The 12,675-nt window shown below is 65.1% G+C and carries 15 protein-coding genes; 8 read left to right on the top strand and 7 right to left on the bottom strand.

Going from position 1 to position 12,675, the window contains the following annotated elements; translation table 11 throughout:
• Positions 1-527, top strand: a 527-nt coding sequence (locus ACSVIK_RS23165) for a hypothetical protein (protein WP_442446498.1), incomplete at its 5' end; no start/stop codon positions are given.
• A gap of 216 nt (positions 528-743) precedes the next feature.
• On the opposite strand, the gene ACSVIK_RS23160 is transcribed toward ACSVIK_RS23165, so the two are convergent.
• The 3 genes from ACSVIK_RS23160 to znuA form a co-directional block, all read right to left on the bottom strand.
• Positions 744-1,445: a hypothetical protein gene (locus tag ACSVIK_RS23160; RefSeq protein ID WP_442446497.1), complete on the bottom strand. Its 702-nt coding sequence runs from the start codon at positions 1,443-1,445 to the stop codon at positions 744-746.
• A 287-nt stretch (positions 1,446-1,732) separates the two neighbouring features.
• On the bottom strand, positions 1,733-2,986 hold the full coding sequence (locus ACSVIK_RS23155) for an MFS transporter (RefSeq protein WP_442446496.1): 1,254 nt from the start codon (positions 2,984-2,986) through the stop codon (positions 1,733-1,735).
• Positions 2,987-3,228: 242 nt separating this feature from the next.
• On the bottom strand, positions 3,229-4,167 hold the full coding sequence (gene znuA, locus ACSVIK_RS23150) for a zinc ABC transporter substrate-binding protein ZnuA (protein ID WP_442446495.1): 939 nt from the start codon (positions 4,165-4,167) through the stop codon (positions 3,229-3,231).
• 66 nt (positions 4,168-4,233) lie between these two features.
• Here znuA and zur point away from each other — a divergent pair, with 66 nt between their 5' ends.
• The 7 genes from zur (at position 4,234) to ACSVIK_RS23115 (ending at position 9,452) form a co-directional block, all read left to right on the top strand.
• Positions 4,234-4,719 (top strand): zinc uptake transcriptional repressor Zur, encoded by a 486-nt coding sequence (gene zur, locus ACSVIK_RS23145; RefSeq protein WP_268179937.1) that lies wholly within the window; start codon positions 4,234-4,236, stop codon positions 4,717-4,719.
• Positions 4,716-5,504, top strand: coding sequence for a zinc ABC transporter ATP-binding protein ZnuC (gene znuC / locus ACSVIK_RS23140; RefSeq protein WP_442446494.1), 789 nt, complete (start codon positions 4,716-4,718; stop codon positions 5,502-5,504). Before zur ends, znuC begins: the two co-directional genes overlap by 4 nt.
• Positions 5,504-6,292 (top strand): zinc ABC transporter permease subunit ZnuB, encoded by a 789-nt coding sequence (gene znuB, locus ACSVIK_RS23135; protein ID WP_442446493.1) that lies wholly within the window; start codon positions 5,504-5,506, stop codon positions 6,290-6,292. Before znuC ends, znuB begins: the two co-directional genes overlap by 1 nt.
• A gap of 106 nt (positions 6,293-6,398) precedes the next feature.
• Complete coding sequence (locus tag ACSVIK_RS23130; RefSeq protein WP_442446492.1) at positions 6,399-6,770, top strand: hypothetical protein; 372 nt, start codon at positions 6,399-6,401, stop codon at positions 6,768-6,770.
• A 171-nt stretch (positions 6,771-6,941) separates the two neighbouring features.
• Positions 6,942-7,949: a methionine ABC transporter ATP-binding protein gene (locus ACSVIK_RS23125; protein WP_442446491.1), complete on the top strand. Its 1,008-nt coding sequence runs from the start codon at positions 6,942-6,944 to the stop codon at positions 7,947-7,949.
• On the top strand, positions 7,949-8,617 hold the full coding sequence (locus tag ACSVIK_RS23120; RefSeq protein ID WP_442446490.1) for a methionine ABC transporter permease: 669 nt from the start codon (positions 7,949-7,951) through the stop codon (positions 8,615-8,617). The genes ACSVIK_RS23125 and ACSVIK_RS23120 overlap by 1 nt, the downstream gene beginning before the upstream one ends.
• 64 nt (positions 8,618-8,681) lie before the next feature.
• Positions 8,682-9,452: a MetQ/NlpA family ABC transporter substrate-binding protein gene (locus ACSVIK_RS23115; protein WP_442446489.1), complete on the top strand. Its 771-nt coding sequence runs from the start codon at positions 8,682-8,684 to the stop codon at positions 9,450-9,452.
• 283 nt (positions 9,453-9,735) lie between these two features.
• On the opposite strand, the gene ACSVIK_RS23110 is transcribed toward ACSVIK_RS23115, so the two are convergent.
• The 4 genes from ACSVIK_RS23110 to ACSVIK_RS23095 all read right to left on the bottom strand — a co-directional run bounded on the left by ACSVIK_RS23110 (position 9,736) and on the right by ACSVIK_RS23095 (position 12,675).
• Positions 9,736-10,164 carry a GFA family protein gene (locus ACSVIK_RS23110; protein WP_442446488.1) on the bottom strand — a complete coding sequence of 143 codons (429 nt, stop codon included), beginning with the start codon at positions 10,162-10,164 and terminating at the stop codon, positions 9,736-9,738.
• A gap of 159 nt (positions 10,165-10,323) precedes the next feature.
• Entirely contained in the window at positions 10,324-10,707 is a 384-nt protein-coding gene (locus ACSVIK_RS23105) for a YbaN family protein (RefSeq protein ID WP_442446487.1), read from the bottom strand.
• Positions 10,708-10,714: 7 nt separating this feature from the next.
• On the bottom strand, positions 10,715-11,305 hold the full coding sequence (locus ACSVIK_RS23100) for a biliverdin-producing heme oxygenase (protein ID WP_442446486.1): 591 nt from the start codon (positions 11,303-11,305) through the stop codon (positions 10,715-10,717).
• A gap of 50 nt (positions 11,306-11,355) precedes the next feature.
• Complete coding sequence (locus tag ACSVIK_RS23095) at positions 11,356-12,675, bottom strand: TolC family outer membrane protein (RefSeq protein WP_442446485.1); 1,320 nt, start codon at positions 12,673-12,675, stop codon at positions 11,356-11,358.

Genomic DNA, 12,675 nt, shown 5'->3' with positions numbered 1-12,675 from the left:
CTGCTCAGATGGACTCTTTCAAAATCGGCAGCGGCCGAAGTCGGCCAGAAATAGCGGCCTATTTCAGACCTTCCTTAGGGGGATATCCGATCATTGTGTTGGTAATCGCGAACTGGATATTTCCCGACACCACCTACGAGGCCCACTTCGACGCTGAGGGGCTTCATCTGGCCATCGGCCATGCGCAAGACCTGACGGCCCATGCCAGTATTTTCGTTCCTTACCGGGAGATCACTGAACTGGTGACTCGTGACCATTATCGAGATATGGGCCGATACGGCACCACATGGGTTCGTAGCTACATCATCAAAATGAAAGTGCCATACGGCGAAAAGCCTCACCTGCAGATCAACACCAAACGCAGTGCGGAGTCGGTGTATTCTGTTTTGAACAGGGTCGCTAAACTGCCTGCCGCACAACACATCCGCATACCAGCGATGATTACCATTGGCGATCCACCCTTCAGCCCAGCAAGAAGACGCGGACAGCGCGAAGAGCGTGAGAGGCGCCTACGCGGAGAGGTGTAATGGCTAGAGAGCACAAAGCTGCCGAAGGACAGAACCCAGCCTAGGTGGCGAAGTCCAGTTCCGGTGGAGCCTTCCGCCAGCGCAACCTGTAACGCGCCCGTCATAGAGATATTTGCCGAGGTGCGAAAGCATCAGGGCCAGAGCCGAGCTCCTTCAGGAGTGGCTTCATGCCGAACATACGTCAACACAAGGCCTTGGCCAGCCTCCTGATGGCGCCTACGCATCCACCTGCTCATTGCCAATCGGCAACTTCAGACGTTCGAGCCGATGGCTGGCAGCCTTCAGCGTGAGCTGACCGTCCAGGAAACTTGACCCAAAGATGCTCGCGTCTATATGAGCATGCTGCGGGTGGGCCAGGCGCGTGGCTGGGGAAAAGCTCATCCGACGACCAGTCTTCAGCAGCAGTAACAGGTCGCGCGGGCGACTGTCCTTGCAGTAGAAGCTGTGTTGCTGTAGACCAAGTAGTTGCAGTCGGAAAGCCGCATTGGGTGTGCCGTTGCGATCCAACCGCAGTAGATCGAGCTGGATGCCATCGACCAGCTCGGTTCTGTTCAGAACCTCCACATACTCAAGGTTAAGCAGCAATTGCAGCACGGCATTCAGCGGCTCCTTTGGCAGCGGCCTGAAAAATTCACAACCTGCGAGCCAGAGCATGCGCAAAGAGAGATAGCCAAAGAGGATGCCGATAATCAGGCTTAACAGCACATGCCTGTTGACGCTCCCCTGATCGCAGACCCGCGTTCCGCGCATGCCGCGAGCGGCCTGAGTAACGCAGCCACCGGCGTCACGCGCTGGCTCAAAGGCCAGCCACAAGAAACTCATGCTTATCGCCGTCATTATCAGCAGTACCAGCATGAATGTGCCGCTGCCGCTGGACGTCAGTCGGCCCCAGCGTTCGCCGATCCTGATCTTCAACATGCAGCCGAGCTCTGCTTGCGCAGCGCGGTCAGTGGTGTGCCGCGACAGTAGCGAGCCAGCCGAATTTCCAGGGTGGCGAGCAGGAGAAGAGAGAGGATCAATCGGTTATTCATGAAACATCCTTGTTGAATCAGTTGTCCGTTTAGCCTAGGCAGGCCCGTCAGGACGTATCTCAAAGCGCTATACGAACATATCTCACGCAAGGCATGCGGCCCAAACTCAGGTCACGACTATGCGAATCTCGTCATATCAAAGCTCAAGCGGGGCCCTGACCGAATGCATGCAGACTAGTGCTGCGCTTGTTGAACCATCTTGCGGCCATGCGGAATCAACAACATCAAAACCAACATCCCCAACACCCCCGCCCCAACGAACAACCCCTCATACCCCAACGCCTTGGCCAGCACCCCGCTGCTGGCGCCGACGACGCCGGACAACAGCACCTGTGCCGAAGCCTGCAGGGTGAAGTCGGCGCCTTCGTGTTCCGGGCGGCACATGCGCATCATGGCGGCGAACAGGGCGACGGTGGACATACCGTCGGCCACCTGCTCGAACAGGGTCACGGCGTAGACCAGCGCGGTGTTGCCGCCATGCCCCACCAGCAAGGCCAGGGCCGCGATGCCGATGGCCTGTAGGGTGCCGAACAGGATCAGCGCACGCAGCACGCCGATGCGGGCGTAGAGCAAACCGCCGAGCAAGGCGCCCCCGATGCCGGCCAGGCTGCTGATCAGGGTCAGTTGGCCGAGCGCTGCGGTGCTCCAGCCCTGATCCACCAGCATCGGCTTGAGCATCGGCGAGCCCAGCGAGTCGCCGAGCTTGAAGGTGAGCACCACCACCAACCACAGCAGCATGCCGGGCTGCGCCAACAGGCCACGATAGTGGTTCAGCAGCAGACGCGGGCCGAGGACGCTTTCCGCCTGGGCCGGCTGGAAGGGCAGCACGCGGCGCTCGGGGAACAGCCAGATCGGCACGGTCATCAGCAGGACCAGCCCAGCCAGCAGGCCGAGCGCCAGGTTCCAACCCAGCGGGTCGATCACCAGCAGCAGGCCGCTGCCGCTGACGATCATGCCGACCTTGTAGCCGCCCACCTGCAGGCTGTTGCCCAGGCCGCGCCAGCGTTCAGGCAGCAGGCGCACGGTGAGGCCGTCGGTGGCGATGTCCTGGGTCGACGCCAGCAGATTGATCAGCAGCAACAGGCCGAGCAGCCACCACAGGCCAGAGCCAAACAGGGTTTGCGGAACCAGCAGCGCCAGCACGGCGACGCAACCGATCACCCCGCTTTGTAGCGGCAGGATCCAGCCACGGTGATGACCCAGGCGCTGCGATGCCAGGCGGTCGATCCAGGGCGCCCAGAACACCTTGAGCAACCAGGGCAGCGCCAGAAGTTTGAGCAGGCCAATCAGCGCCAGATCGACGCCGTGCTGGCGCAACAGCACCGGCAGAGCGTGGGCGATCAGCCCGGAAGGCAGGCCCTGAGCGCAGTACAGCGAGGCCAGCAGCACCAGGGTGGCGGTGGAGGGGCGAGGTGCGGTGGATGGCATGGCAGGCGCTCGCGGCAAAAGCGCAAGCCTAGTGGTTTGCGCCGGCGAGCGGCAACGTGAGGGTGGTTACAGTTCGTAGCTCGGTTCGTCGCGGCTGAAGCCCCTCCCACAAAGCCTCGCCAGCCCGTAACCCAGATGCAATCCGGGATCGCTGCCAGAGCGTAGGGTGGATGACGCTTTTTTCATCCACCATAAAGGGCTCGGCAGGCGCTTCTCCGATGGAGCGATAAGGCGTGTTCACCCTACAGGCTGCCCAGGCACTCGCTCAGGCCGTTCGCCAGGTTCTGCAGCAGGTGTTCGTAGCCTTCGGCATCCACCGGCAGGGTGCCGCCCAGGGCATCGAGTTCCGCCAGCTTGACCGGCAGGCCGGCGGTGAGGGTTTCGGCCAGGCGCGGGCGCAGCGGCGGTTCGCTGAACACGCAGCTCGGGCCGGCCTGCTGCAGGCGCTCGCGCATGGCGGCGACGTGCTGGGCGCCGGGCTGCACTTCGGTGAGCACGCTGAATACGCCGGCATGCTTGAGGCCATAGGCGAACTCGAAGTAATCGAAGGCCTCGTGGAAGACGAAGTAAGGTTTGTCCTGAAGGGCCAGCATCTGCGGGCGAATACGCTTGTCGAGGGCGTCCAGGCGCTGCTCGAAGGCCTGCAGGTTGGCGGCGTAACGCTGCGCATTGGCGGCGTCCAGCTTGCTCAGGTCAGCCGCCATGCGCGCAGCGATCACCCGCGCATTGGCCGGTAGCAGCCAGAGGTGGGCATCCAGGCTGCCGGGGCGATGGTCGTGATCATGGCCCAGGTCATCGCTGCCGTGCTCGTGCTCGTGCGCATCGTGGTCATGATCGTGCTCGTCATGGCTGTCGCCGAAACGGCGCAGGGTCATGCCAGGCAGGTCTTGCACCGCCACCTGCGGCTTGTCGCGGCCTTCCAGCACGCGCGGCAGGAAGGCTTCCAGATCCGGGCCGATCCAATACAGCAGGTCGGCGTCACGCACCCGCCGCACGTCGGATGGGCGCAGCGCGTAATGGTGTGGAGAGGCACCGGGCGGCAGCAGCACTTCAGGCTCGCTGACGCCGTCCTGCACCGCTGCGGCGATCAGTTGCAGCGGTTTGATACTGGTCAGGACACGCACCTCGGCCTGGGCGCTGGCGACGAAAAACAGGGCGATAAGACAGAAAAGACGCGACACGGGGCATACTCAAGCGGGATTGAACAGGTAACATAATAACGTCTCTTCCCAGCGCCGTCCTTGCCCATGACCGACACTCCCCTGGCTGCACGCCCTCACGATCACTCCCGCTGCGTCAGCCATGCGCTGGCCGAAGCCGAAGCCATCTGCGCGCGCCAAGGGCTGCGCCTGACCGCTCTGCGCAAGCGTGTGCTGGAGCTGGTGTGGGCCAGCCACAAACCGCTCGGCGCGTACGACATCCTCGGCGTACTGAGCGACGAAGATGGCCGCCGCGCTGCGCCACCCACGGTTTACCGTGCGCTGGATTTCCTCCTGGAAAACGGCCTGGTGCACCGCATCGCCTCGCTCAACGCCTTCGTCGGCTGCAGCCACCCGGAGCACTCGCACCAGGGTCAGTTCCTGATCTGCCGCGTCTGCCATGCTGCCACCGAGCTGGAGCAGCCGGCCATCAGCCAGGCCATCGTCGAGGGCGCGGCCGGCGTCGGTTTTGCCGTGGAAAGCCAGACCGTGGAAGTGGTCGGCCTGTGCGCCGGTTGCAAGGGCAAGGCATGAACGAGGCCTTGATCCAGCTCGAGAGCGTCGCGGTCAGCTTCAACGACCAGACGGTGCTCGACGATGTGCAACTGAGCGTACGCCCTGGCGAGATCGTCACCCTGATCGGCCCCAACGGCGCCGGCAAGACCACCCTGGTGCGCGTGGTGCTCGGCCTGCTGCAGCCCGAGCGTGGCAGCGTGCGCCGGGCTCCGCGCCTGCGCATCGGCTACATGCCGCAGAAGCTGCATGTCGACGCTACTCTGCCGCTGTCGGTACTGCGCTTCTTGCGCCTGGTGCCGGGTGTGGATCGCAAACGTGCGCTGGCGGCATTGGCCGAGGTGGGCGCCGAGCAGGTGATCGACAGCCCGCTGCAGAGCATTTCCGGCGGCGAGATGCAGCGCGTGCTGCTGGCCCGCGCCCTGCTGCGCGAGCCGCAACTGCTGGTGCTCGACGAGCCGGTGCAGGGCGTTGACGTGGCCGGTCAGGCCGAGCTGTATCGGCTGATTTCGCGGCTGCGCGAGCGCTATGGCTGCGGCGTGCTGATGGTCTCGCACGACCTGCATCTGGTGATGAGCGCCACCGACCAGGTGGTCTGCCTCAACCGCCACGTGTGCTGTTCCGGCCACCCGGAACAGGTCAGTGGCGACCCAGCCTTTATCGAGCTGTTCGGCCAGGACGCCAAGAGCCTGGCCGTCTATCACCACCATCACGACCACGCTCACGACCTGCATGGCGGCGTGGTTCAGCCCGGCCTGACCATTCATGGCCCGGCCCACGTCCACGGCCCGAACTGTAAACACTGATGCCTGACTTTCTCCTCAATGCTCTGCTCGCCGGCCTGACGCTGGCCCTGGTGGCTGGCCCGCTCGGCTCCTTCGTGGTCTGGCGGCGCATGGCCTATTTTGGCGACACCCTGTCCCACGCCGCCCTGCTCGGCGTTGCGCTGGGCCTGCTGCTCGACGTCAGCCCGACCCTCACCGTGACGGTCGGCTGCGTACTGCTGGCCGTGCTGCTGGTGACGTTGCAACAGCGCCAGCCGCTGGCCTCCGACACCCTGCTCGGCATCCTCGCCCACAGCACCCTGTCGCTGGGCCTGGTAGCGCTGAGCTTCATGCACGACGTGCGCATCGACCTGATGAGCTACCTGTTCGGCGACCTGCTCGCCGTCAGTCCCGGCGACCTGGCCTGGATCATGGGCGGTAGTGCGCTGGTGCTGGCGCTGCTGGCCTGGCTGTGGCGACCGTTGCTGGCGATTACCGTGCACGAGGAACTGGCGCGGGTCGAGGGCCTGCCGGTGGCGGCCATCCGTCTGGCGCTGATGCTGCTGATCGCGGTGGTCATCGCCGTGGCCATGAAGATCGTCGGCGTGCTGCTGATCACCTCCTTGCTGATCATTCCCGCCGCCGCTGCCCAGCGCCACGCGCGCACACCGGAGCAGATGGCCGTGGGCGCCAGCCTGCTAGGTCTTCTGGCAGTGTGCTGCGGCCTGGCGCTGTCCTGGTATCAGGACACCCCGGCCGGGCCGTCCATCGTGGTCAGCGCCGCCGGCTTGTTCCTCGCCAGCTTCGCCTTGCCCCGACGCAACGCCTGAAGCCTCGCCACCCAGGTTTGCGCAGCTCGCACCGCCGAGCGGCATGAAATCGCACGGGCAACCGGGTATGATTGCGCGTTTTTTGCACAACACGAGACGTAGTCGCATGAAGTCGTTCGTTTTTCGCAGCCTGGCACTTGGCCTGGCGCTGCTGCTGAGCGCCTGTCAGAGCGGGCAAGCGCCCACCGAAGCCCTGGCCCCGGCGTTCCAGCAGATCGAACAGAGCATCGCGCAAGCGCAACTGGACACGGCCCGCAACCAGCTCGCCGCTCTCGAGTCGCGCGCCGGCGCAGACGAGCGCCTGCAGCAGTACCGTCGGCAACTGGCCGATGCCTACATGCAGCAAGGTCGTGAGGCCCTGCAACGCGGCGATCTGGACGCCGCCGCCAGGGCCCTGGGCCAGGCACGCAGCCTGCTGCCAGACGCGCCGGCACTGGGCAGCGACGTGCGCCAGACGCTGGAGCAGGCCCAGCAATGAAGCGCTGGTCTGAGCAGGCTTAATGTCATTTTGAAATAACCATAGGCCAACAAAGATTTTCTCGGCCTAAACCTCGCCGGGTAAACTAGCGCCCTTTTGCGCCCATCCGGCGCCGATCGGCCGCTTCGCAACCCAGAACCCGGCCCTGAACACACCCAAAAGGTCGTTCGCGTGATCCAGTTTCAATCCGTCCACAAGGTCTATCGCGTCGCCGGTCGTGAGACCCCGGCGTTGCAGCCGACCACGCTGCAGATCGACAGCGGCCAGGTATTCGGCATCATCGGCCACTCCGGCGCCGGCAAGAGCACCCTGCTGCGCCTGATCAACCGCCTGGAAGAACCCTCCGGCGGGCGCATCGAGATCGATGGCGTCGACGTCACTGCCCTCGACAGCAAAGGCCTGCGCCGCTTCCGCCAGGAGGTCGGGATGATCTTCCAGCACTTCAACCTGCTGTCGTCGAAGACCGTCGCCGACAATATCGCCATGCCGCTGCGCCTGGCTGGCGAGCTGAGCCGCGGCGAGATTGACAGCCGCGTCGCCGAGCTGCTGGCCCGCGTCGGCTTGCAGGATCATGCCCACAAATACCCGGCCCAGCTCTCTGGCGGGCAGAAACAGCGCGTCGGCATCGCCCGCGCGCTGAGTACGCGACCGAAGATTCTGCTGTGTGACGAAGCCACCAGTGCCCTCGACCCGCAGACCACCACCGCCGTGTTGCAGCTACTGGCCCAGATCAACCGCGAGCTAGGCCTGACCATCGTGCTGATCACTCACGAGATGGACGTGATCCGCCGCGTCTGCGACCGCGTGGCGGTGATGGATGCCGGTGTCATCGTCGAGGAAGGCCCGGTGGCCGAGGTGTTCCTGCACCCGCAGCACGTGACCACACGGCGTTTCGTGCAGGAGTCCGAGCACATCGACGAGTCCGGGCAGCGCGACGATTTCGCCCATGTCGCAGGCCGCATCCTGCGCCTGACCTTCCGCGGCGAAGCCACCTACGCCCCGCTACTGGGCACCGTGGCCCGTGAGACCGGGGTGGACTACAGCATCCTCGCTGGGCGCATCGACCGCATCAAGGACAGCCCCTACGGCCAGCTCACCCTGGCCCTGACCGGTGGCGACATCGAAGCCGCCCTGGCGCGCTTCGAGGCCGCCGAGGTGGATATGGAGGTACTGCGCTGATGCTCGAACAACTGCTGCCCAACGTGTTCTGGCCGGAAATCTGGCAGGCCAGCCTCGACACCCTGAACATGCTGCTCGGCTCGATGCTGTTCACCGTGCTGCTCGGCCTGCCGCTCGGCGTGCTGCTGTTCCTCACCGGCCCGCGCCAGCTGTTCGAGCAGAAGGCCCTTTATGGCGTGCTGTCGCTGGTGGTGAATGTCGTGCGCTCGGTGCCCTTCGTCATCCTGCTGATTCTGATGCTGCCGGTCACCGAAGTGCTGGTCGGCACCTCGCTGGGCGTCGCTGGCGCCATCCCGCCACTGGTAGTCGGTGCCACGCCGTTCTTCGCGCGCCTGGTGGAAACCGCCCTGCGCGAGGTGGAACGCGGCATCATCGAGGCGACCCAGGCCATGGGTGCCAGCACCTGGCAGATCATCACCCGGGCGCTGCTGCCCGAGGCCCTGCCCGGCCTGCTCGCCGCCACCACCGTCACCGCGATTACTCTGGTGGGCTACACCGCCATGAGCGGTCTGGTCGGCGGCGGCGGCCTGGGTGACCTGGCCGTGCGCTACGGTTACCAGCGCTACCAGCCGGATGTGATGGCCGTGACCGTGGTGCTGCTGCTGATCCTGGTGCAGGTGCTGCAGATGGTCGGTGATCGCCTGGTCATCCATTTTTCTCGCAAGTAATCCCAACAAGCGGCGACTCGCTACCCGCGAGACCCGCGCCAACCTTCGCAAAAGGAATCTTGAAATGAAGAAACTGCTGACTGCCCTGGCGGCCTTCGCCGCCTTCTCGGCCCAGGCCGAAACCCTCAACGTCGCCGCCACCCCGGTGCCGCACGCGGAGATCCTCGAATTCGTCAAACCGGCCCTGGCCAAAGAAGGCGTGGAACTGAAGGTGCGCGTGTTCACCGACTACGTGCAACCCAACCTGCAAGTGCAACAGGGCAACCTGGACGCCAACTTCTTCCAGCACCAGCCATACCTGGACGAGTTCAACGCCAGCCGCAAGACCGATCTGGTCAGCGTCGGTGGCGTGCATGTCGAGCCCTTCGGCGCCTACTCCAGCAAGATCAAGAGCCTCGACGAGCTGCCGCAAGGCGCCATCGTCGCCATCCCCAACGACGCCACCAACGGTGGCCGCGCCCTGTTGCTGCTGCAGAAGGCCGGGGTGATCAAGCTCAAGCCGGACGCTGGCATCCTCGCCACGCCCAAGGACATCGTCGAAAACCCCAAGGCGATCAAGGTGCGTGAACTGGAAGCGGCCACCCTGCCGCGCGTGCTGAGCCAGGTCGATCTGGCCCTGATCAACACCAACTACGCCCTGGAAGCCAAGCTGAACCCGACCCAGGACGCCCTGGCCATCGAAGGCAGCGACTCGCCCTACGTCAACATCCTGGTGACCCGCGCCGACAACAAGGACAGCGACGCCGTGCAGAAGCTGGTCAAGGCCCTGCACAGCGCCGAGGTCAAGCAGTTCATCGAAGAGAAGTACAAGGGCGCCGTCGTCCCGGCGTTCTGATCGCCGCTGACGCTGTACCCAATGCCGCGCTGCTGCCAAGCCGCGCGGCATTTTTACGCATGGAATGTGTCGGCGCCCCGTAGGGTGCGCCGTGCGCACCACAGGATCGCTGGTGTTCCAATGGGACGTCATGGTGCCGAACTCGGCATGGCCCGGCGGACTGTTCGCTTCGCTCCTGAGTCCGCCCTACGCGATGCCGCGCCGCTGCCAAGCCGCGCGGCATTTTTATGCGTAGAGTGCGTTGGGGCATTCACGCTCGTAGGGTGCGCCGTGCGCACCAGGCTCACGACGGGATAAAGTGCAACACACCGGCTTGCCTCGATCCCGTTCCCGTCGGGTCGTCACTGGGATGGGCGATGCCGTCGGTGACCGGCACCTCAGCGAAGTCGAACGGGCTGATGCCCTCCAGACAGGCGACATTGACGCCATATTGATGGGGATTGGAGCGGCGCTTGTGGTGGGTGTAGATGCCGCAGCGTGAACAGAAGAAGTGCTGCGCGCTGTGGGTATTGAAGCTATAGGTGCTCAGCAGATCCTCGCCCTGGAGGATGCTAAAGCCGGCCAGCTCGGCCGAGACCGCCACCGCCCCACGCATCCGGCAGTAGGAACAGTTGCAGCGCCGCGCACTGTGCAGGCCATCGCTCAAGGTCACGTGAAAGCGCACGCCGCCGCAATGGCAGGCGCCGTTGATCTCGCCGATATCCTTGTTCATCGCTGTCATACCTTCAGTTCGATCGAGCACAGAGCATAAGCCAAACATCGCTCGAACAGAGGGTGATGCAACTGCCCGTAAGGTGCGCCGTGCGCACCAAGCCCACCCTCGCCAGCGCCCCGGATGGTAATCCGCAACCCTCGGTGCGCACAGCGCACCCTACCTGGCCCTGGGTTTCTCCGGCCGTGTCCAGATGAACAGCGCACCGCAGCTCATGCCGAGCGCAGCGAACAACACCGAGGGCCGGTGATCCACCGTCAGAATCATGATCGCCAGCGCCACCAGCATGCTCAGGCTGGCCAGCCATTTGCTGCGTCGGGCGATCAGGCCGCCGTTCTTCCAGTCGCGCAACAGCGGGCCGAACACCCGATGATGCTCCAGCCAGGCGGCCAGGCGCGGTGAACTGCGCGAGGCGGCCCAGGCCGCCAGCAGCACGAACTCGGTGGTGGGCAGGCCCGGCAATATCAACCCGAGCATGGCCATGGCGATGCTCAGGTAGGCCAGCAGCAACCACAGCCAACGTTGCCAGACCGGACGCACCATGCTCGCCTCAGGCAAAGCAGCGCTCCAGGTGCTGGCTGAAGCGCTCGAAAGCGGCGATGGCAGCCGCCTCGGCCAGGCGTTCCTGCTCGGCATCCAGCTCGACGCTGTCGAGCACGGCAGTAAAGGCCTTCCAGCCCTGCGCGCGGCCACCTGCCGGCTCGCCCAGGTGGCGCGCGCCGAAGGTTTCGCTCAGGCCCAGCGCCGGCATGCGCTTGAGCAGGAATGCCGCGCCGAGCTTGGAACCCTCGGAGACGAACAGCCAGGCCAACGCCTCGCCGAGGCCCATCTGCCGATCACGGATGCTGTCGTCCCCCTCGGGCAACGGGCGTTGCAGATCGGCCAGATCCAGCACGGTCTGCTGCACACGGCAGCGCTGCGGCAGGTCGGGGATCAGCGCGACCAGGCGCGAATCCTGATAAAGATTCTGCAGATCACGCTGGAACAGGTACTGCGCCGCCACGAAGTGGGCGAAACGCTCGCGACTGGCGAAAGGCTCATGGCTCTTCACCCGAGCGTCGAGGCGGCTATGTGGCTCGTGGGTGATGGCGTTGAGACGCTGCGAGCGCAGTGGATGGGAGAGTTGCGAAGGTGCAGTCATGACGGAGCCCCTGGGTGGTTCTGTTAGGAAGACGAATCAGTCGGTTTCATTCAGTAATCCGCGCCGACGAAATACCCGGCCAGGCGCTGCAGGTCGGCAACGTCGAGCTGGCCGGCCAGTTGGCGCAACTGCAACCAGGCGCGCAGGTAGCCGTGGCGCGCCTCGGCCAGGTCGCGGCGGGCGCCATGCAATTGCTGCTCGGCGTCGAGCACGTCGAGGTTGACCCGCTCGCCACCGGCCACGCTCTTGCGCGTCGCCTGCACCAGGGTTTCAGCCGCGCTCACGGCCAGGCGATAGGCGCGCACCCGCGCAGCGGCGCTGTTGCACAGGTTGAACTGCTGACGCAGACGGGTGAGCACCTCGGCAGTCTGCGCATCCAGCTCGAAGCCGGCCTGCATGTGAGCCGCTGTGGCCTGGCGGGTGGCCGCGCTCACCCCGCCACCGGCGAACAACGGCAGGCTGAGCTGAATGCCGATGCTGTCGGTGTCATAGCGCTGGTTATAGCTGCTCTCCGAATCGGAGTTGGTCAGGCGGCTGCTGGCCACCAGGCTCAGGGTCGGCAGATGGCCGGCGCGCTGCTTCTCGATGCCCTGGGCCGCCACCTCAACGGCGCGGCGCTGCGCGGCCAGTTCGGCGTTGGTGGCCACGGCCAGGTCGCGCCAGGCCTCGAAATGCGCGGGCTGTGGCGGCTGCACGGGGAAGTCGGCGCGCAAGGGTTGCAAGTCGCTGTGCGCCAACGGCTCGCCGACTATGGCCTGCAGCGCGCGCAGGGCAACATCCAGGTCGTCCCGCGCCTGGATCAGCTCGGCCTCGGCCAGGGCCAGGCGTGCTTCGGTTTCCAGTTCGTCGGTGCGCGTGCCTTCGCCGGCCTGCAGCAGTCGTCGGTTGAGCTGCAGGCGTTCGACCAGGGCGCGCCGCTGAGCACGCGCCAGGATGATGCGCTCGCCGTTCAGCAGCGCCTGGCTGTAGGCCTCGAACAAACGTACTGCCAGTTCCTGGCTGCGCGCGCGAAAGCGCTCGTCGGCCAGCAGCGCACGTGCCACGCCCTGGCGGTAGTCGGCCCAGGCGGCGTAATCGAACAAGGGTTGCTGCAGGCTGAGCACCGAGGCGTAGCTGCGGTAGTCGCGGTCGACGCGACGCTCGCCCGCCGTCACTTCGGAATCATTGCGCTGGTTGCTGTAGCTCCACGACAGCCGTGGCAAGAGCCCGGCACGTCCGATGTTCTCGCTCTCCAGCCCCGCATCACGCTCGGCGATGGCGGCCTGAAAGGTCGGATCGTTGCGCAACGCCAGAGCATAGGCATCGAGCAGGCCGAGCGCACCCGCTGGCGGTGCCAGGCAGAGAAGCAGGGCGAAACAGAGCGCGCGCAT

Origin of the sequence: Pseudomonas sp. NCHU5216 (assembly GCF_052156495.1) — a bacterium.
Taxonomy (GTDB): Bacteria; Pseudomonadota; Gammaproteobacteria; order Pseudomonadales; family Pseudomonadaceae; genus Aquipseudomonas.
This window is presented reverse-complemented; position numbering and strand designations above follow the sequence as displayed.